Genomic DNA, 18,960 nt, shown 5'->3' with positions numbered 1-18,960 from the left:
GCTTAGGCGTTTAGAAACCGATCCTATCCCCAAGGGGGGTAGGATCACCAATCAAAAGGGGGACATCACATGACACGCTGGTTGCAAGACAACATGCCAAAAATCGTTTTGGCACCGTCATTCATCGCCGTCATGGTGTTTGTGTACGGTTTTATCGCATGGACAGCTTGGGTGTCGTTGACCCGCTCGCGTCTAATGCCGCGCTACGAGCTTGATAGCTTCATTCAATATGAGCGCCTCGCCGACTCGCCACGGTTTGAGACCGCGATGGTGAATCTCGCCATCTTTGGCACGCTATTTATCGTGATCGCCATGGTGCTGGGTCTGCTTCTGGCGATCTTGCTGGACCAAAAAATCCGCACCGAAGGCGCGATCCGCACGATTTATCTTTATCCTATGGCCCTGTCGATGATCGTCACAGGCACCGCATGGAAATGGATCCTGAACCCTGAACTTGGCATCGAAGCCACCGTCAAAGGCTGGGGGTTCGCCAATTTTGAATTCAACTGGCTGGTTGATCCTGACATGGCGATCTACACCGTTGTGCTTGCCGCTGTCTGGCAAAGCTCCGGCTTCGTTATGGCGCTGTTTTTGGCCGGACTTCGCTCTGTGGATGAAGAAATCATCAAGGCCGCGCAGGTCGATGGTATCCCCACTTGGCGTGTTTATTCTGCTATCATTATTCCGTCGATGGCCCCGATTTTCCTCAGCGCGTTCATCGTGCTGGCCCACCTCGCGATCAAAGCCTTTGACCTCGTCATAGCGCTTACTGGCGGTGGCCCGGGTTACGCGACCGATCTTCCGGCCACCTACATGTATGCCATGGCGTTTTCGCGCGGTGACATCGGGCAGGCGGCAAGTTCGGCCATGGTTATGATGCTTGTCGTTTTCACGATTGTTGTCCCTTACCTCTATTCAGAATTGAGGACCAAAGATGACTGATATGTCTTACGCCCCAACCCGCACCCAAAGCCCGACGACCAAACTGGTTCTGCGCTTTATCCTCTACATCCTGCTTGGCGTCTTTGCGCTGTTTTATCTTATGCCGCTGTTTGTGATGATTACAACGTCGCTGAAGTCATTGGATGAAATCCGCACGGGAGATCTGGTATCGCTTCCACGTGAAGTCACTTTTGATGCTTGGCGCACTGCTTGGTCTGGCGCCTGTACGGGTATCCAATGTGAAGGCGTGCGCCCATATTTCCTGAATTCACTTCTGATCGCCATTCCTGCGGTTCTTATCTCTACGATCATCGGCGCGTTGAATGGCTACGTTGTGGCGCAATGGAAGTTCAAAGGCGCGAACATCTTTTTTGCATTGCTGTTGTTTGGTTGCTTCATCCCGTTTCAGGTCGTGTTACTGCCAATGGCGATCGTGTTAGGCAAGTTAGGAATCTCTGGCACCATACCGGGTTTGATTTTTGTCCACGTGATCTATGGCCTCGGTTTTACCACGCTGTTTTTCCGCAACTACTATGTGAGCATCCCTTCCGAGTTGACAAAGGCGGCAAAAGTCGATGGTGCAGGGTTCTTTCGTATCTTCTGGTCGATCTTCCTGCCGCTTAGCCTGCCGATCATCGTTGTATCCGTCATCTGGCAGTTCACCCAGATCTGGAACGACTTCCTGTTCGGAGTGAGCTTTAGCCAAGCTGGCACCCAGCCTGTGACGGTTGCTCTTAACAACATCGTAAACTCGACCACTGGCGTCAAAGAATACAATGTCGATATGGCCGCAGCGATCATCGCTGCCCTGCCGACGCTGCTTGTCTATGTCGTTGCTGGCAAATATTTCATCCGCGGTCTGACCGCTGGTTCTGTAAAGGGATAAAACAGATGCCACCTATTCTCGAAGTTAAGAACCTCTACAAGAACTACGGGTCCACCGAAGTCCTGAAGGACATCAATGTGTCGATCGAAAAAGGGGACTTTCTGGTCCTCGTCGGGCCCTCCGGTTGTGGTAAGTCAACGCTGTTGAATTGTATTGCGGGGCTTGAACCGATCACAGGGGGGACTTGTTTATTGACGGGCAAAACATGACCAACGTCAGCCCCAAGGACCGCGACATCGCGATGGTGTTTCAATCCTACGCTTTGTATCCGACCATGACTGTGGCCAAGAACATCACCTTCGGGATGAAAGTACGCGGCATCGATCAGGCAACACAGGACGCCAAGCTAAAATATGTGTCCACGCAGTTGCAAATCGAACCTCTGTTGCACCGCAAGCCGGGCCAATTATCTGGCGGTCAGCGCCAACGTGTCGCGATGGGCCGTGCTCTGGTGCGGGATCCTAAGTTGTTCCTGTTTGACGAACCACTGTCCAACCTGGATGCCAAACTGCGCGTCGAAATGCGCACAGAGATCAAAGCCCTACATCAACGGCTTGGCGCGTCCATGGTCTACGTCACACACGATCAGATCGAAGCTATGACACTGGCGACCAAGATCGTCGTGATGAAAGGCGGCGTGATTCAGCAAATCGGCACGCCAGCCGAAATTTACAATCGCCCTGCCAACCTGTTTGTGGCCGACTTCATGGGCAGTCCTGCGATGAACTTGATCCCAGCCAAGACAAAAGTGAACGGCAAAGGCATGCAGATAGAAATCGCACGCAAGGACGCCGATCCGATTGTTTTGACAGACAAGCGCAATGCCGACTTGCCCGAGAATGTCATTATTGGAGTGCGTCCTGAAGATATCGTAGACGCCGCCCTTGCCCGCACAGACGACACGCAACAAGCGGATTGTCTGATCGATATTGTTGAGCCCGCAGGCGCCGATACGTTTGCGGTGATGCAGCTTGGCGGTAAACACGTGACTGCGCGATTGCATGCTGAAACAACAGCTGCCGCAGGCGCTGCACAACGTCTGGCGTTTGATCTTGGAAAGGTCTCCTATTTTGAACCCGAGACCGGTTTGCGCCTGAATTAACCGCATGCGTTTGGTGGCAGACATTGGCGGGACGAATGCACGATTGGCTTTGTGCAAAGACGGAGCAATCGCCCCGCAAACCGTTCGCAATTTCAGCAATGATGACTGGCCGCATCTCTACGATATCGTAACGGCCTACCTCAAAGAACACGCGCCCGTGCCGCTGGATAACATGGTAATTGCCGTTGCGGGGCCTGTTCACGGCGATCAAGCGGTGCTGACAAACCGGAAGTGGACAATTCTAAAGACCGAATTGCTCCAACGGTTCGGCTGTAAGCAGGTGGCTCTGGTCAATGATTTGTCTGCACTTGGGTATGCGGTCCCTTCAATGCCCACAACGCAGTTGCGGCGCATCTTTAACGGTCCCGCGTTGGCGCCCAAGAACGGGCAATATTTGGTCGTCGGGATCGGGACGGGATTTAACGTTAGCCCTGTTTTGAGTACATCCAGCAGCGTTCATTGCTTCGCTGTCGAAGCAGGGCATATTTCTATGCCGAAAGGCGTGTCCGACATGCTTAAGGCAATCGGTCATTCGCCAGACCTGTTTCCAACGATCGAAACACTGTTTTCAGGACGCGGCTTTACGTTGTTTTGCCAGCAGGCGACCGGCGATGATACCCTGCTTGGAACCACTGCGATCCAATCCTACAAGACGTCGAGCAACCCTGCCATTTCGAACGCCATTGATGACTACGCCGCACTGATTGGACAGCTGCTGCGTGATCTGTCGTTGGCCTACATGCCGTCCTCAGGCGTCTACCTCGCAGGAAGCGTAGCCAGGGCTGTAGTAAGCATATCAACGGTCCGACTTATCGAGGTCTTTGCGCAACCTTGCGACATCCTTGGTGATCGAACACCCGGCCTTTTCACAATCGAAGACGACTTTGCAGCCCTCTACGGGTGTGCCGCACATGACCGTAGACAATGAGGTGATGGAAGCTTCTAACCCAAGCCGCATCGCAGAACGCAAGAATGTCAGTGACCTTAGGCTTATGAGGTCGTCGCGCAAACTTTGGATGTTTTGAGATGGTGGAACATTCAATGCGATCAAACGGCGTTCTAGTACGCATCTAATGACTGTTATCACTCTTGTGGTCTGAAACACACTAACATTCCAAAGGATCAAGGTCTGCTTTCGAGTTCTTTGATTTGCCACTTGGCCCCGAAGCAAAAGTCAGAAGTCCGGCAAAGTTTGTTTCGCTGCGTGTGCAGCTCTAAGAAAGCGGCAATTGGTCGAGAATTCTCCAAGGTCGGCTTTGTCCGCACAGCAGACGTTCAGGTAAGCTAGACCGTTCGCGATCGCAGCGAACAGCTGCTTTGGTACCCATTTTTCACTTTGCGCAACCTATATCTTTCTTGCGCAACCTATATCTTTTTTGGTGGTTATTTTTGCCTTTGAAATCAAAGGGGCAATTTTTGCGTTGCGCATGCTTCCCCTTTTTCTGGCAGTTGTAGAACACAGCATAACTTTTCCAAAAGTCATACCATAAGCCTTCCAAAATTTCTTGCGATCTGCAGCGAATGTCTGCTTTGAGCCCAATCTGTAAGTTCGTTTTTCTCGCTGCGCGCGCTCGCAGCAAGGAGAATGCTGCAACTGCTAAGTTTCCATGCAGCTTCGCAGCAGGAAAAGTGGTCATTCAAACAAATCGCAGCAAAGATAAAAGGCGAAAGGATCATTTGTGGCTTGTTGCGGCACGATGCAGTCTTAGAAATGCCGCCTGCACGCGTCCAAGGACGGCTATTCAATCCAATGCTATGCTTTTGGTGTCAGCGCGGTGCTGACGTCTGGGTTTGGAGGGAGGATTGGAGGGCATATTATGCCAAGAGTACAACTTCCTGCAGTCACACCTAAGCGCAAAGCCTGGAACAAGGGACGGATCATAGGGCAGAAACGACCGCTGTTTCCCAAACAGGTCTGGGCGATCCGCGCGCGCCTTGAACTTGCTAGTTATCCCCGCGACCTTACGCTGTTCAACGTCGCGATTGATAGCAAACTGCGCGGTTGTGATCTGGTCAAACTTACCGTCACGGACCTAGTAAAAGGAGATCGCGTTCGCGAACGGGTTTTGGTGATCCAGAGCAAAACCAAAAAGCCGGTGCAGTTCGAACTGACTGAAAACACGCGCGATTCAGTCTTACTATGGGTTAAATCGCCTGAGATGTTTGCTTGCCAGTTCATGTTCCCAAGCCGTTTCCACGATCGACCACACATCTCAACGCGGCAATACGGTCGGCTCGTCCGTGATTGGGTGACATCGATCGGGTTGGAGCCGAGCGCCTATGGCACTCATTCACTGCGCCGGACCAAAGCTGCGGAAATCTACCGCAAAACCGGTAACCTTCGCGCTGTGCAGCTTTTGCTTGGCCATACGAAGGTTGATAGCACAGTGCGTTACCTCGGCGTCGAGCTTGAAGATGCTTTGAGTATTGCGGAGGGGATCGATATCTGAACCGTCTAGGCGAACGGCACCTGTCGTTCGCCGCCGCAGAGCAGAACCACGACTTCGCGGCGCAAAAAACGAATCCAGCCCATCAGAAAAAGCGAACCTAAAAGGCTATTTTTCCGGTCTGAAGTCGCCGACTGAAAACCAGCGGGCAAACCCGTAGGCCAATTGACCTCAGATGGTGTGTCGGCCGCTCGTTACAGAGAGTTTCTCCGCTGAGCGCCGGGCTCGGTGTTACAAAACCTTCACTTTGGCCTAAAACATAATTCACTTATTCATGAACTATGGACAAACTGATTCCCGATCGCCTCTCAACGCTTGGCTATCCGCAACGGCTCGCTGTGTTCCGGCTGCTGATGCGGCGCTATCCTGATCGCGTTCCTGCGACGGAACTCGCCAATGCTCTCGACCTCAAGCCCAATACGCTTTCCAGCTATGTGTCCGCTCTGATGCAAACCGGTCTGATCAGCCAAGAGCGCATCGGCACATCGCTGCGCTACGCGGTGGACATGGAGGCGACGCAAGCGACGATTGGGTTCCTTATTCACGACTGTTGTCGGGGACGACCCGAAATTTGTTCACCATTTTCAAGTGATACCTCGACAAGGGCTCCTGAAATGACCGACCAAAAATTCAATGTCTTGTTCATCTGCACTGGCAATTCCGCCCGCTCGATCTTTGCCGAAGCCATCCTGCGCGACCTCGCCCCGGATCGCTTCAATGTCTACTCAGCAGGCACCAAGCCCCAATTAGACCTGAACCCCTTCGCCTTGGACTTGTTGGCACACAACGGCCATGACGTGTCAGCTTTGCGCGCAAAGAACATCGGCGAATTTCAGACCGAGGATGCGCTGGCCTTTGATTTTGTATTCACCGTTTGTGATCAGGCTGCCAACGAAGATTGCCCCGCATGGCAGGGGCAGACCATTAGTGCCCACTGGGGGCTGCCTGACCCCGTAAAGGTCGAGGGCACGGATGCAGAGAAAAGCCTCGCGTTCCGTCAGACCTATGGCGCGTTGCGCAATCGCATGACGGGGTTCACCGCCCTTCCGATTGCGTCGCTTGATCGTATTTCTCTGCAAAAAGCCGTGGATGACATCGGCCAAATTAAAAACGAAGGATAGCCTAATGACCGTATATGCTGTGAACGGCCTTGGCCGGATTGGTAAACTCGCCCTAAAGCCCCTTTTGGCCCAAGTGGCGCAGGGGGGCGCGGAAATCGCATGGATCAACGACGCGGTGGGTGATCCTGAGATGCACGCGCATCTGCTGGAATTTGATACGGTTCACGGGCGCTGGGACGCCGAGTTTGCCCATGACGACGACAGTGTCACGATTGACGGCACCCGTCTGCAGTTCATCGGCACGCGTGACATTGCAGATCTGCCGCTGGAAGGTGTCGATGTAGTGATCGACTGTACGGGCGTTTTCAAAACCGAAGCCAAGCTGGCCCCGTACTTTGAGGCGGGTGTAAAAAAGGTCGTCGTTTCCGCCCCTGTCAAAGACGGCGATGCGGCGAATATCGTGATGGGTGTCAACCACGACATCTATGATGCGGAGCGCCATAAGATCGTGACGGCGGCCAGTTGCACGACGAACTGTCTGGCCCCTGTTGTGAAGGTGATCCACGAAAATCTGCGGATCAAACACGGATCAATCACTACGATCCACGATGTGACGAACACGCAGACCATTGTGGATCGCCCCGCCAAGGACTTGCGCCGTGCGCGCTCGGCGCTGAACTCTCTGATCCCGACGACGACGGGCAGCGCGACGGCGATCACGCTGATCTACCCAGAACTGACGGGGCGGCTAAACGGCCATGCGGTGCGGGTGCCGCTGCTCAATGCGTCACTAACAGATTGCGTGTTTGAAGTAGAACGCGAAACGACACCGGAAGAGGTGAACGCCCTTTTCAAAGCCGCGTCCGAGGGTGAGCTGACCGGCATTCTTGGCTATGAGGAACGCCCGTTGGTTTCGACGGATTACACCAATGATGAACGTTCAAGCATTGTGGATGCGCTATCGACCATGGTGATCAACGGCACACAGGTCAAAATCTACGCGTGGTACGATAATGAAATGGGCTACGCACACCGCTTGGTGGATGTGGCGTTCATGGTTGGAGACAGTCTGTGACCACAGCGCGCTCCGAGGGGCTATCGGCTTACATCGCAGTTACAGCGGCCTATTGGGCGTTCATGCTGACGGACGGGGCGTTGCGGATGCTGGTCCTGTTGCACTTTCATACGCTTGGCTTTTCACCCGTGCAGCTGGCCTATTTATTTGTGCTGTACGAGATCGCGGGCATAGTGACGAACCTCTGCGCAGGATGGATCGCGGCGCGGTTCGGGTTGACGTCGACGCTTTATGCGGGGCTTGGGTTGCAAGTTGTCGCATTGATCGCATTGGCGCAGCTTGATCCCGCATGGGCCGTCGGGGCGTCTGTGGTGTTTGTGATGTTGGTGCAAGGTGCCAGCGGTGTGGCCAAAGATCTGGCCAAGATGTCATCTAAATCTGCGGTCAAACTGTTGGCGCCTTCGGGTGATGCGGGATTGTTCCGCTGGGTCGCCCTGCTGACGGGGTCCAAGAACATGGTCAAGGGTGTGGGGTTCCTACTGGGGGCCGCGCTGTTGGGATCGGTGGGCTTTGTTGGTGCGGTGCTTGGAATGGCGGCGGTCTTGGCGGTGATCCTGATCGCCGTGTTAATGTTTATGCCCGCCGGTCTTCCCAAAGGCCGCAAGGACGCGAAGTTCACAGAGGTCTTTTCCAAATCGCCCAACGTCAATTGGCTCAGCGCGGCGCGGGTGGTCCTGTTCGGCGCGCGCGATGTCTGGTTCGTGGTTGGTATCCCGATCTATTTCTACGCCGTCTTGTCTGATTGCACGACCGAAGGCAATCGCACGGCGTTCTTTCTGATCGGGACGTTTATGGCCGTATGGGTCATTCTTTACGGGCTCGTACAGGCCAATGCGCCGCGTATCCTGCGCGCCAAATCGCGCCCTACGTCGGATCTGATCACAGCGGCACGCGGTTGGGCTTGGGCGCTTGCGCTTGTGCCAGCGGTTCTGGCGGTGGCGGCTTTGGTTGCGAATGGTCCCCAAGACTGGCTAACGCTCAGCGTGGTTGTGGGCCTGTTGGTGTTTGGTGCGCTGTTTGCGGTGAACTCATCGCTCCACTCGTTTCTGATCCTGTCCTTCACATCGGCGGAACGGGTCACAATGGACGTGGGGTTCTACTACATGGCCAACGCGGCGGGGCGTTTGATCGGGACGCTCGCATCTGGGCTAAGCTATCAAATCGGCGGTCTGCCTTTGATGCTTGGCATCGCCGCGGTTATGGTCGCATTATCCGCCGTCGCGGTGAGCTTTTTAACACCTGACGAGGAACAAGCGACATGACGCAGCTTCGCACGCATGGCGGGGAACTGCTGTCGCCACTGTGTTTTGGAACCATGCAATTTGGCAGAACAGCCGATGCTGGGGCGAGCCGAGCGATGTACGACGCGTGTCGCGCGGCGGGTGTGAACCATTTTGACACAGCGCATGTTTACACAGGCGGCGCGTCCGAGACCCTGTTGGGCCAGTTCATCAAGAAAGAGCGTGACGCGATCTTTGTGGCAACCAAGGTCGCCTATACGGGTGGTGCGGGCAGGGAGAACATCAAAGCGAGTTTTGACGTATCTCAAAAACGGCTTCAACTGGATTGCATTGATCTGCTGTATTTGCACCGCTTTGACCCTGATACCCCATTGAGCGAAACATTTGACGCGCTCGCGCAGTTGCAACGTGTTGGAAAAATTCGCCACATCGGCGTGTCAAACTATGCAGCTTGGCAAGTGGTGAAGGCGCAGGGGGTAGCTGCGGCGATGGGCACCCGCATTGATATGATCCAGCCCATGTATTCATTGGTCAAACGTCAGGCTGAGGTTGAATTGCTGCCGATGGCAAAGTCCGAAGGTATCGGTGTCGCCGCCTATTCACCGCTTGGGGCGGGGCTGTTGACCGGTAAAGACACCCGTCGCGGGGACGGTCGTCTTGCCACAGACAGCCGGTATGCCGCGCGGTATGGTCAGCCGTGGATGCACAAAACTGCACAAGATTTTGCAGCCTTTGCCGCGCGGATGCAGATGGCCCCCGCGACCCTTGCCGTCGCTTGGGCCGCGCGTCATCCAAGCGTGAACTGTCCTATCATTAGCGCGCGAACGGTTGATCAACTGCGGCCATCGCTGGCCGCGGCGCAGATATCAATGAGTGGTGAAGACTACGCACGGATCACGGCGCTTAGCCAAACACCAGCCCCTGCGACCGACCGCCTTGATGAAGCCTAGCCGCGTCTATGCGGGCGCAGGCGTTAATTCTTCCCAATGTTCGCCCATCGCAATGATGCAGGATGTGCCATTGGTATAGGTCTGTACCAAAGTCCAATCCTGTGTGCGCGGGTCGATCCAGACCTCAAGCAAAGTCTCTGGCCCACGTAATCCCAAGGCGCGGCGTTCGGCGTGCATAACAGTGCTTAGCATCCGTTCTAACCGTACGCTGTCATCACATGTTACATCCGCAGTTTGCGCAAACGCGACGGCGGGAAGGGACGAAATGGTAGCCAAAAAAGGAAAAACATAGCGTCTCATAGAAACACACTAACCTGAGAAACGTTAATGTAACAAGTATACGACAAATTTATCCACACGACCGTTCCTAAGGAAACTTCGCTGAGTCGAATGAGGCCGTGAACTTTTCCGCCTCCAGCTGACCGTCACGTAACCTTTAAGAAACCGTCACCAATTTGATTCAAAACTGTCACCCAAGTGTTGAATTGCAAGCTTATCCACTCCGAGAACGCATCGGGGGATGACATGCTAAGAATCAATGGGCTTACAAAACAGTTTGGCGACAAGATTGCCGTGGATTCTGCAAATATCCAGATTGATGAACCCGCAATGATTGGCATTATCGGGCGGTCAGGCGCAGGCAAATCGACTCTTCTGCGGATGCTGAACCGCCTCAGTGATGCGTCAAATGGCGAAATTCTGTTTCAGGGTGAAGATGTGACGGCGATGCGCGGGGCCGCGCGGCGCCAATGGCAATCCCGTTGCGCGATGATCTTTCAACAGTTCAATCTGGTCCCGCGGATGGATGTGGTGTCAAATGTGTTGCACGGGACGTTGAACCGCCGCTCGGCTTTCGCGACGATGTTCAACCTGTACCCCCAGTCCGATATCCACAAAGCCATTGATATTCTGGACCGACTTGGCATCGCTGAACAGGCACCGAAACGCGCCGAAGCTTTATCAGGTGGTCAACAACAGCGTGTCGCGATTGCGCGCGCACTCATGCAAGATCCCGTGATTATTCTAGCAGACGAACCAATTGCCTCGCTCGACCCAATGAACGCGCAAGTGGTGATGCAGTCCTTGCGCGACATTCACGAAGAAGATGGCCGCATGGTCATAGCCAATTTGCACACATTGGATACGGCGCGCCGCTATTGCGACCGCGTTATTGGCATGCGCGATGGCCGTATCGTGTTTGACGGCGATCCTGCGGAACTGACGACAGATGCCGCACGCGAAATTTATGGAGCAGGGTCGGATTTTTCCGAAGCCGCTACATCAACTGAAATCGAAACGCTGGACAGAACCGATGCGCCCAAAATCGAGGCCGTCGCCTGAGCCAGTTTACCTGCGTCAACAGGCGCTTAATTCCTCCATGGAGACACTGATGAAAAAGTTTATCGCAGCCGCTTGGGCAACTACGGCCTTGGCCACACCTACATTTGCACAAGAAATCACCGAATTCCGTATCGGAATCTTGGGTGGCGAAAACGCACAGGACCGTATGAACAACTACGCTTGCCTGCAGGACTACACGACCGAAGCGCTTGGCGTTGAGACAAAGTTGTTCGCGCCTGCTGACTACAACGGCGTAATCCAGGGCCTTTTGGGTGGCACAATCGACATGGCATGGCTCGGCGCGTCCTCTTACGCTGCCACATATCTGCAGAACCCAGAGGCGGTTGAGCCTGTACTGGTTAAACAGAACCTCGACGGTTCTATCGGCTATCACTCCATCGGTTTTGCCCGTGTAGACAGCGGCATCGAGGCTCTTGAAGGCGTTCAAGGCAAGGTCTTTGGTTTCGGTGACCCGAACTCCACATCCGGCTACCTGATCCCATCCATCGAGATCCCGATGGCGACTGGCGCGACAATGGAATCTGGCGACTATTTCGGTGAAGTGAAATTCACTGGCGGACATGAGCAGACGATCATTGCCGTGTCAAATGGTGACATCGACGCGGGCGTTACTTGGGCTGACGCTCAGGGCGAATGGGAAGACGGCTACAACTCCGGTGCGCTGCGCCGTGCGGTTGATGCGGGTCTTGTCGACATGAACGACCTTCAGCAGATCTGGATCTCCAACGTGATCCCAGAAGGTCCGGTCGTTCTGCGCGCCGACCTGCCAGAAGACGTTAAAGCGACTATGACCGAACTGGTCGACACTCTTTATGAGCGCGATCAGGACTGTGCTTACGGTGTTGCTGCGGGTGAAACGCTTGGCTTTGTGCCAGTGACCCACGAAACATACGAAAGCATCGTTGCTGCACGTCAGTCTGTGATCGGCAACTAAGATATTTCCATGACGACACCGGTCGCCTTCGCTTTGGGGCGACCGGTATTTTTGTGCGGGGGCATCATGACCACAGCTGACACAGCAGGCGCGCCAAGCGTCGGTGATATTCGCAAAAGTTACCTTGAGCAGGTCGGGCGACGCAGGCTCTATAGTGGCTTGGCTTTATTGCTGTTTGTAGTCTTGATGGTGTCCGGCTTTAACGTTGCAGATGATCGCAATGCTGGTGGGTTCTGGGAAGGGCTGCACCAAATCGGGGACTACCCCAGCGAAGTGCTGGCCGAAGCGTGGGAAAAGCGCGCCGATCTGCCAGGACTGATTGCCAAATTTTTCCCCGCCTTGGTCGAAACGATCAATATCGCAGCGGTGTCCACAATTATCGGCGCTGCGGGCGGGTTGATCCTGTCGCTATTAGGAACACGGGGCCTTGCCAAATGGCCGTCGCTGATCCCCGTTTTCCGCCGCTTCTCTGATATTCTGCGGGCGATCCCCGAGATCGTGATCGCGCTTGTGTTGATCTTTATTCTGGGCGGTGGGCCCGTACCTGCGATGATCGCAATTGCACTGCACACCGCTGGTGCATTGGCCAAGATGTTTTCCGAGGTTGCCGAAAATGCTGACCTCAAGCCCGTCGAAGGCTTGGCCTCAACAGGGGCCACATGGACCCAGCGGATGATGCTGGGCGTGTTGCCGCAGGTCGCGCCAAACTACGTCAGCTACACGCTGCTTCGGTTTGAAATCAACATCCGAGCCTCGGCGATCTTAGGCTTTGTTGGCGCGGGTGGCCTTGGGTACGAGCTGCGCAATGCGATGGCTTGGGGACCTGGCCGCTTTGATGAGGCCGCAGCGATCTTCATTCTGTTGTTTGGCACGATCGTGTTCTTTGACCAAGTCTCAAGCAGCTACCGTAACCGTTTGACCGAAGGACAGGCCCAATGACGTCCCTAGACATCCAAACCACCAAGGCGCTTGCCGAAGGTCTGTTTCGCCGAAAGCGTCTATTCGCCTTTGGCCTGCCTGCGCTGATCTTGGTCTACTTCACTTATATCTTCTTTGCCTTTGACGTGCCGAGTTTGGTCCAGCGCGCCAATATGGACAATGCGCGCACACTGACCTCTGACATCTGGTCGCACAAGGTTCACGTCACCCGCGACAACCGGAACGGTGAATTTTCTTATGCGGTCGAGGGCGAGCGCAAGGGAGAATACCCTGAAGGTGAACGCCCCGTTTGGGTCAGCGGCACGGACGTAGTCACAGTTGATCTGGGTGGCGAAACGGTTGTGCGTTTCTTGCCTGACAACCGCACAGAAGTGGACATTCCGGGCTTTGGGCTGATCGAGGCGCAGGCCGAGGGCCGCACCATCACAACCAATCTACCGTCCCAGCTGCCCGATTGGATCAACGCATCCGACCGCCGTGTCGCGATCACCACGCCCGAGGGTCGTATCACGCTGACAGGGTCTAGAACCGAAGTCTTCAACTATTTCGCGGGGTGGGAATTGTTCTGGTTTACACTCGACAGCCCCTTTCATGGGGTTGGTGTTGGGCAGATCGTGTTCGGCGCACAGATTGACCCTGACCGTGGCAATATCAGTGGCGCTGTTTCGGACTTTTGGCACAACAAAATGTGGCGGCACAAGGATATCGCTTGGGCGCTTGGTGAAACGATCCTGATGGCGTTCCTTGGGACGATGGGGGCGGCGATGATCGCGCTGCCGCTGGCGTTTCTCGCCGCCAAACGATTTACCCCAATCCTGTTGTTGCGTGCCGCCACCCGCCGCCTATTTGATTTCGTGCGCGGCGTGGATGCGCTGATCTGGACAGTGGTTCTGGCACGGGCGTTCGGACCGGGGCCATTGACGGGTGCTTTGGCGATTTTGATAACCGACACAGGCACCTTCGGTAAGACGTTTTCTGAGGCGCTTGAAAACGTTGATGACAAACAGATCGAGGGCGTGACATCGACGGGAGCCAAACCCTTTCAACGGTATCGGTTCGGGGTTATTCCGCAGGTCGTGCCGATTCTGTTGGCGCAGGTTCTCTATTTCCTCGAGTCCAACACCCGTTCCGCGACGATCATCGGCGCGATCACGGGAGGCGGGATTGGCCTGATGTTGACGCAAGCGATCCAGACCCAAAAGGACTGGGAAGAAGTCGCCTATTACATTGTTCTGATCATCATGATGGTCATGTTGATGGACTGGCTGTCTGGCTGGTTGCGCGGGAAACTGATCGGAGCCAAAGACGGATGACGACCTATCTGATTACAGGCGTGAACCGAGGCATCGGTGCTGCATTGGCGGCGGGGGCCACGGCGCGCGGACATACCGTCATTGGTACGACGCGTGACGGGCGGGACGGAACAATGCCGCTGACCTTGGATGATCCGGCTCGCATCGCCGCGCAATTGGCAGATATCCCGCAAGTTGATGTGCTCATCAACAATGCGGGCATCATAGGGCCGGACCCCGATCAACAAACGCCGCTAAATATGGATTGGGGCGGATTTACCCATACCTTGGCGGTCAACACGATGGCTCCTTTGGCCGTGGCCCAAGCGGTACTGCCACGTCTGTGCGAAAGTCGGGTCCCTAAGATTTTGACAGTGTCGTCCCAGATGGCTTGGATGGGGTATCGCAAGCCGACACAAATCGCCTACCGCGCCTCAAAGTCCGCGCTGAACAAAGTGATGCAAGGCCTTGCAACAATGCTGGAACCCGATGGGATCCCGGTCGTCGTTGTGGATCCGGGTTGGGTGCGCACGGACATGGGTGGGATGGATGCAGAAGAAGACCCAGATGTGGTCGCGGCAGGCATACTTGATATTTCCGCAGGGCTGACCCTTGCTGAAACGGGTAAGTTCTTCCGCTTTACCGGCGAAGAAAGAGACTTTTGATTATGCCAAGACTGAGTGCTGACGACCCCTTCATCCACCCCGATTGCGACATCGCCGACAGCACGTTTGGCGCCTACGTTGAAATCGGGCGTGGTAGTCGCCTGAATAACGCGACCTTCGGGGACTATTCCTACTGCGACCGTTATGCCGACATCGCAAACGCGCAGATTGGCAAATTCGCCAACATCGCGGCGTTCAGCCGGATCGGTGCTACGGATCATCCCCTCGACACCGCCGCCTGTCACCATTTCCTTTATCGATCGGCGGATTACTGGGATGATACAACGCGGGACGAAGCGTTTTTTGCCCATCGCCAATCCCGCATTGCCCATATCGGACACGACACATGGATTGGTGCAGGTGCCATGATCAAGCCCGAGGTGACATTGGGTGACGGCGCGGTCGTCGCGGCGGGGGCCGTGGTCACTCGGGACGTCGATCCCTACACAATCGTCGCTGGTACGCCCGCCAAGCCGTTGCGGTTGCGCCAACCACGCAACATTGCGGACCGCCTCATTGCGTTGGCGTGGTGGGATTGGGACCATGATGCGCTGCACGGCGCACTTAAGGATTTTAGGGCCATGACGGCAGAGGCGTTCTTGGACAAATACGGCGGGTGATCGTCCCCCTTACTTGCCTCAAGGTCAAATCCGCTCGCGCCACCACACGTGGCTTTCTTGGCAGTGTTCTTCGCCAACCAGCCAAATAAGAAATCGAGAAGAGTATTGGTGTTTGTGCCGCCAGGCCCGCGAACATAAAGCCTCTGGCGAACCTGTCAGAAATCGCAGTGTCACGTGATAAAGGAGGGTTATGCTTTCCATTATTGCACCCGTTTTTTGCCTGTTTTGTGAAACGCGTATCGCGTGAGTGTCACAAGATCATGACGCGATCATGCACTATGGCACAAAATGCGCCCGGGCGACCAAGGCTGGCCCCGTCGCCTCTCAACGTCATGAATCTTTGACAAATTCGTTATCCAAAAGTTACGCAGCCTAATCATCATGCGCGAATATGAACACCATAGGGGAATATCATGCTTCGTATAATCGCACTTACAACCGCCACGCTTGCCGCGGCACCTGCCGTCGCACAAACGCTTGACCGCGTCGAGTATGGCCCGCGTCCGTTCTATCTGATCGACCGGATGGAAGACGGCCCATTGAAAGATCAGTTGCAGTCTTGCCAAAACCAAGAAGCTTCCATGTCGCTGTTTTCCATTGGGCACCGTGGTGCGCCGATGCAGTTTCCTGAACACACGGTTGAATCCAACCGCGCGGCAGCATTGATGGGCGCAGGCATTCTGGAATGTGATGTGACGTTCACCGCAGACCTCGAACTGGTTTGTCGTCACGCGCAAAATGACCTGCACACAACGACCAATATTCTTGCTACGCCGCTAGCATCAACCTGCACGACACCATTCGCGTCAGCAGACGGTGATACGAATGCCACAGCCGAGTGCCGCACGTCCGAGATCACGCTTGCTGACTATCGCACGCTGACACCGAAAATGGACGCCGCCGACGGCTCTGCCACAACGGTCGAGGCCTACCTTGGCGGCACATCGGATTACCGCACCGATCTTTATTCGGCTGAACCTGCAATGCTGATGACACACGCGGAATCCATCGAATTGTTCCGCGACCTTGGTGCGCGGTTCACGCCAGAACTGAAATCGCCGTCGGTAGAGATGCCGTTCAACGGGTTCACACAAGAAGACTACGCGCAAAAGCTGGTCGATGAATATGTGGCCGCCGGAATTCCGGCATCTGATGTCTGGTTGCAGTCGTTCAACCTCGAGGATGTGCTGTATTGGATCGAGGCTGCGCCAGAGTTCGGTGCGCAGGCAGTTTATCTGATGGATGAATATGACATCGATGGCTATTCACCGATGGACGCATCTACATGGCCCAACTCGATGGAAGAGCTGAAGGCGATGGGCGTCAACTACATCGCGCCGCCTATGTGGATGCTGGTCACGCTAGAAGGTGGCGAAATTGTTCCGTCCGAACTGGCCATTCAGGCCAAGGCTGCGGATATCAAGATCATCACTTGGACCATCGAACGTTCTGGCCCGCTCGTGAACGGTGGGGGTTGGTATTACCAGTCCATCGCAGATGCGGTGAACAGCGACGGCGTGATGTACGAGTTGATCGACGCTCTTGCGCAGGATGTTGGGGTTGAGGGCATCTTTTCAGATTGGCCTGCAACAGTGACGTATTACGCGAACTGCATGGGGCTTGAATAGGTTCACAGCCTTTCGCTGATGCATCAGTTGTCCCCTGTCCGCATCTTACTGCCCCTGGCCTGCGCCCTTACGGGCGCGGGCCATTTTTTCCAAAACAACCGGCGGGGCTGGTGCAGATATTTTCAATCTGTCACAGGCCTGATTCAATTTTGTGGGGATACAAGGATATGAAACATCGTATTGACCCATTGATTGAGGAACGCGCCAATTGGCTTTCGGCTGATCGAGTACAGGTGCGGTTCGCGCGCGGTCTTCTCGATCATCTGTTGAGCTATGAAAAGATCGTAAAGCTCGCCGCCGAAATGCAGGATTGGCCCAGCGAAAAGATCATGGACCGTATGGGCCGGCTTCTGTCCAAACGGGTGACCTGCACAGGACTTGAACATATTCCAGCATCCGGCCCCGCCCTGATTGTCGCCAATCATGCCACTGGCATAGCTGACGGTATCGTTCTGCACCGGATGCTTGCTGCAAAACGGCCCGATGCCTACTTCTTTGCCAATGGCGATATTTTGCGCGTGCTACCCCAGATGGTAGATATGATCGCAGCGGTGGAATGGCGCATGGACCGGCGCAGTCATGCCAAGACGCGGGCGACGATGGCCTATACCAAACAGGCCGTTCAGGAGGGGCGGATTGGGGTTATTTTTCCGTCAGGGCGTTTGGCAAAACGGCGTGGCTTGCGGCTTCATGAGCGCCCTTGGATGTCGTCACCCGTGACACTTGCGCGCAAGTTCGATTTGCCGATTATTCCTGTGCGGATTGAGGCGCGAAATTCGGCGCTATTTTACCTCTTTGATATGATCCATCCAAGCTTGCGTGACATCACCTTGTTTCACGAAACACTCAATAAGGATCGCCAGCCTTTTCAAGTCAAAATCGGCGCGCCGATTTTTCCAGCCGACTTGCCCACAAAATCGGAAGACGCACTTGAGCTGCTGTCTGAGGCAACCCTTTCGCACGCAGGTAAAGACAGCGAGCGGGCACTGGGCGGCACGGTGCCGCTGTTTCCCAAGTGGTCTTCGCGGCCCCTTTGGACATAGCATTCTGATCGGCGGGCGGCGAAATCCCCAACTACACTTCAAGTGTGAGTGTCACCCGATCGCCGACAAACCACGTGCGCCCATATTCGACGGGATTGCCTGCCAAATCTACATTTACGCTAGAAGATCGCAGCAGCGGGTCACCCTCGGCCACCTGCAAATTCAGCGCCTGTGTCGCACCCGCGCGCACCGCCGTGAGCCGCGTCGACGCACGGGTGTAATCTCGCACCCCTACGGTGATCAAAGCCTCGGTGACGCTGCTTTGCGCGCGAAAGGCAGCCGAAATGTCGGGGGTCCGCACCAGTGGGAAAACGCTTTCGAAGACTGCGATTGGCTGGCCGTCAGCCAAGGATAGACCGTGGTAAGAACAAACTGGGTCACCGGCATTGATGGCCAGCGCTTGTGCCTCGCCGTCCGTCGCAAAGCGGTCTTCAACCAGCAAAACGCGCTTTTCGGGCAATCGCCCGGCCGCGATGAGATTGTCGTGAAATCTTACCTTGCGCCCTATGGGGTAATCGGTGGGCGTTGAGGCCACAAAAGCCCCCGCACCGCGCCGCGTGCGGATTAGGCCTTCGTCCACCAGTGCGGAAATCCCGTGGCGCACTGTGTGGCGATTGACGCCGAAACGCTCGGCCAAGGCGGCCTCGGTCGGCAGCTTGTCGCCGGGCACATAGCGGCCCTCGGCCAGTTCGCTGCGCAAGGCTTGCGCTATGGCCTGCCAAATCGGCGTCTTAGAGGATGTGTCACGCAAAATTCACAAATCTCCGCTGGGG

Annotated in this window: 18 protein-coding genes and 1 pseudogene; 17 read left to right on the top strand and 2 right to left on the bottom strand. The window is 55.3% G+C overall.

Features of this window, described 5'->3' with window-relative positions; genetic code table 11:
• Positions 1–69 precede the first annotated feature (69 nt).
• The 9 genes and pseudogenes from OSB_RS12485 to OSB_RS12445 all read left to right on the top strand — a co-directional run bounded on the left by OSB_RS12485 (position 70) and on the right by OSB_RS12445 (position 9,704).
• On the top strand, positions 70–942 hold the full coding sequence (locus OSB_RS12485) for a carbohydrate ABC transporter permease (protein ID WP_049835307.1): 873 nt from the start codon (positions 70–72) through the stop codon (positions 940–942).
• Positions 935–1,828, top strand: a complete 894-nt coding sequence (locus OSB_RS12480) for a carbohydrate ABC transporter permease (protein ID WP_049835306.1) — start codon at positions 935–937, stop codon at positions 1,826–1,828. The genes OSB_RS12485 and OSB_RS12480 overlap by 8 nt, the downstream gene beginning before the upstream one ends.
• A gap of 5 nt (positions 1,829–1,833) precedes the next feature.
• Positions 1,834–2,930 (top strand): annotated as a pseudogene (locus tag OSB_RS12475) (ABC transporter ATP-binding protein).
• Between the two features lie 4 nt (positions 2,931–2,934).
• On the top strand, positions 2,935–3,858 hold the full coding sequence (locus OSB_RS12470) for a glucokinase (protein ID WP_049835305.1): 924 nt from the start codon (positions 2,935–2,937) through the stop codon (positions 3,856–3,858).
• A gap of 889 nt (positions 3,859–4,747) precedes the next feature.
• Entirely contained in the window at positions 4,748–5,380 is a 633-nt protein-coding gene (locus tag OSB_RS12465; protein WP_049835304.1) for a tyrosine-type recombinase/integrase, read from the top strand.
• Between the two features lie 278 nt (positions 5,381–5,658).
• Positions 5,659–6,498, top strand: coding sequence for an arsenate reductase/protein-tyrosine-phosphatase family protein (locus OSB_RS12460; RefSeq protein WP_049835303.1), 840 nt, complete (start codon positions 5,659–5,661; stop codon positions 6,496–6,498).
• A gap of 4 nt (positions 6,499–6,502) precedes the next feature.
• Positions 6,503–7,513, top strand: a complete 1,011-nt coding sequence (locus OSB_RS12455) for an ArsJ-associated glyceraldehyde-3-phosphate dehydrogenase (protein WP_049835302.1) — start codon at positions 6,503–6,505, stop codon at positions 7,511–7,513.
• The gene (gene arsJ, locus OSB_RS12450; RefSeq protein WP_049835301.1) at positions 7,510–8,775 is read left to right on the top strand and encodes an organoarsenical effux MFS transporter ArsJ; all 1,266 of its coding nucleotides are present in this window, start codon (positions 7,510–7,512) and stop codon (positions 8,773–8,775) included. Before OSB_RS12455 ends, arsJ begins: the two co-directional genes overlap by 4 nt.
• Positions 8,772–9,704 (top strand): aldo/keto reductase, encoded by a 933-nt coding sequence (locus OSB_RS12445; RefSeq protein WP_049835300.1) that lies wholly within the window; start codon positions 8,772–8,774, stop codon positions 9,702–9,704. Before arsJ ends, OSB_RS12445 begins: the two co-directional genes overlap by 4 nt.
• A gap of 6 nt (positions 9,705–9,710) precedes the next feature.
• Here the strand turns inward: OSB_RS12445 and OSB_RS12440 are convergent, their stop codons facing one another.
• Positions 9,711–10,004 carry a hypothetical protein gene (locus OSB_RS12440; RefSeq protein ID WP_049835299.1) on the bottom strand — a complete coding sequence of 98 codons (294 nt, stop codon included), beginning with the start codon at positions 10,002–10,004 and terminating at the stop codon, positions 9,711–9,713.
• Positions 10,005–10,229: 225 nt separating this feature from the next.
• Here OSB_RS12440 and phnC point away from each other — a divergent pair, with 225 nt between their 5' ends.
• The 8 genes from phnC (at position 10,230) to OSB_RS12400 (ending at position 18,187) form a co-directional block, all read left to right on the top strand.
• Positions 10,230–11,045, top strand: a complete 816-nt coding sequence (gene phnC, locus OSB_RS12435; RefSeq protein ID WP_049835298.1) for a phosphonate ABC transporter ATP-binding protein — start codon at positions 10,230–10,232, stop codon at positions 11,043–11,045.
• Positions 11,046–11,094: 49 nt separating this feature from the next.
• On the top strand, positions 11,095–12,000 hold the full coding sequence (phnD, locus tag OSB_RS12430; RefSeq protein ID WP_049836159.1) for a phosphonate ABC transporter substrate-binding protein: 906 nt from the start codon (positions 11,095–11,097) through the stop codon (positions 11,998–12,000).
• A gap of 66 nt (positions 12,001–12,066) precedes the next feature.
• A complete protein-coding gene (gene phnE / locus OSB_RS12425; protein ID WP_049836158.1) occupies positions 12,067–12,939 on the top strand; it encodes a phosphonate ABC transporter, permease protein PhnE in 873 nt (290 codons plus the stop codon).
• Positions 12,936–14,252: a phosphonate ABC transporter, permease protein PhnE gene (gene phnE / locus OSB_RS12420; RefSeq protein ID WP_049835297.1), complete on the top strand. Its 1,317-nt coding sequence runs from the start codon at positions 12,936–12,938 to the stop codon at positions 14,250–14,252. The genes phnE (OSB_RS12425) and phnE (OSB_RS12420) overlap by 4 nt, the downstream gene beginning before the upstream one ends.
• Positions 14,249–14,896: an SDR family NAD(P)-dependent oxidoreductase gene (locus OSB_RS12415; protein ID WP_049835296.1), complete on the top strand. Its 648-nt coding sequence runs from the start codon at positions 14,249–14,251 to the stop codon at positions 14,894–14,896. Before phnE (OSB_RS12420) ends, OSB_RS12415 begins: the two co-directional genes overlap by 4 nt.
• Positions 14,897–14,898: 2 nt before the next feature.
• The gene (locus OSB_RS12410; RefSeq protein WP_049835295.1) at positions 14,899–15,516 is read left to right on the top strand and encodes a DapH/DapD/GlmU-related protein; all 618 of its coding nucleotides are present in this window, start codon (positions 14,899–14,901) and stop codon (positions 15,514–15,516) included.
• A gap of 413 nt (positions 15,517–15,929) precedes the next feature.
• Positions 15,930–17,144, top strand: coding sequence for a glycerophosphodiester phosphodiesterase family protein (locus OSB_RS12405; RefSeq protein ID WP_049835294.1), 1,215 nt, complete (start codon positions 15,930–15,932; stop codon positions 17,142–17,144).
• 167 nt (positions 17,145–17,311) lie between these two features.
• A complete protein-coding gene (locus tag OSB_RS12400; protein WP_049835293.1) occupies positions 17,312–18,187 on the top strand; it encodes a 1-acyl-sn-glycerol-3-phosphate acyltransferase in 876 nt (291 codons plus the stop codon).
• Positions 18,188–18,218: 31 nt separating this feature from the next.
• Here the strand turns inward: OSB_RS12400 and phnF are convergent, their stop codons facing one another.
• The gene (phnF, locus tag OSB_RS12395) at positions 18,219–18,938 is read right to left on the bottom strand and encodes a phosphonate metabolism transcriptional regulator PhnF (RefSeq protein ID WP_049835292.1); all 720 of its coding nucleotides are present in this window, start codon (positions 18,936–18,938) and stop codon (positions 18,219–18,221) included.
• Positions 18,939–18,960: the final 22 nt, after the last annotated feature.

It is taken from the genome of Octadecabacter temperatus (assembly GCF_001187845.1).
Taxonomy (GTDB): Bacteria; Pseudomonadota; Alphaproteobacteria; order Rhodobacterales; family Rhodobacteraceae; genus Octadecabacter; species Octadecabacter temperatus.
Note: the sequence above shows the minus strand (reverse complement) of the source record. Positions and strands in the feature narration are given on the sequence as shown.

Coding starts and splice junctions, on each gene's coding strand:
- phnE (WP_049835297.1), top strand. CDS start 12,936: ATGACGTCCCTAGACATCCAAACCACCAAGGCGCTTGCCGAAGGTCTG.
- OSB_RS12410 (WP_049835295.1), top strand. CDS start 14,899: ATGCCAAGACTGAGTGCTGACGACCCCTTCATCCACCCCGATTGCGAC.
- OSB_RS12415 (WP_049835296.1), top strand. CDS start 14,249: ATGACGACCTATCTGATTACAGGCGTGAACCGAGGCATCGGTGCTGCA.
- OSB_RS12400 (WP_049835293.1), top strand. CDS start 17,312: ATGAAACATCGTATTGACCCATTGATTGAGGAACGCGCCAATTGGCTT.
- phnD (WP_049836159.1), top strand. CDS start 11,095: ATGAAAAAGTTTATCGCAGCCGCTTGGGCAACTACGGCCTTGGCCACA.
- OSB_RS12440 (WP_049835299.1), bottom strand. CDS start 10,004: ATGAGACGCTATGTTTTTCCTTTTTTGGCTACCATTTCGTCCCTTCCC.
- OSB_RS12460 (WP_049835303.1), top strand. CDS start 5,659: ATGGACAAACTGATTCCCGATCGCCTCTCAACGCTTGGCTATCCGCAA.
- phnC (WP_049835298.1), top strand. CDS start 10,230: ATGCTAAGAATCAATGGGCTTACAAAACAGTTTGGCGACAAGATTGCC.
- OSB_RS12455 (WP_049835302.1), top strand. CDS start 6,503: ATGACCGTATATGCTGTGAACGGCCTTGGCCGGATTGGTAAACTCGCC.
- phnE (WP_049836158.1), top strand. CDS start 12,067: ATGACCACAGCTGACACAGCAGGCGCGCCAAGCGTCGGTGATATTCGC.
- OSB_RS12485 (WP_049835307.1), top strand. CDS start 70: ATGACACGCTGGTTGCAAGACAACATGCCAAAAATCGTTTTGGCACCG.
- OSB_RS12480 (WP_049835306.1), top strand. CDS start 935: ATGACTGATATGTCTTACGCCCCAACCCGCACCCAAAGCCCGACGACC.
- OSB_RS12445 (WP_049835300.1), top strand. CDS start 8,772: ATGACGCAGCTTCGCACGCATGGCGGGGAACTGCTGTCGCCACTGTGT.
- OSB_RS12405 (WP_049835294.1), top strand. CDS start 15,930: ATGCTTCGTATAATCGCACTTACAACCGCCACGCTTGCCGCGGCACCT.
- OSB_RS12465 (WP_049835304.1), top strand. CDS start 4,748: ATGCCAAGAGTACAACTTCCTGCAGTCACACCTAAGCGCAAAGCCTGG.
- OSB_RS12470 (WP_049835305.1), top strand. CDS start 2,935: ATGCGTTTGGTGGCAGACATTGGCGGGACGAATGCACGATTGGCTTTG.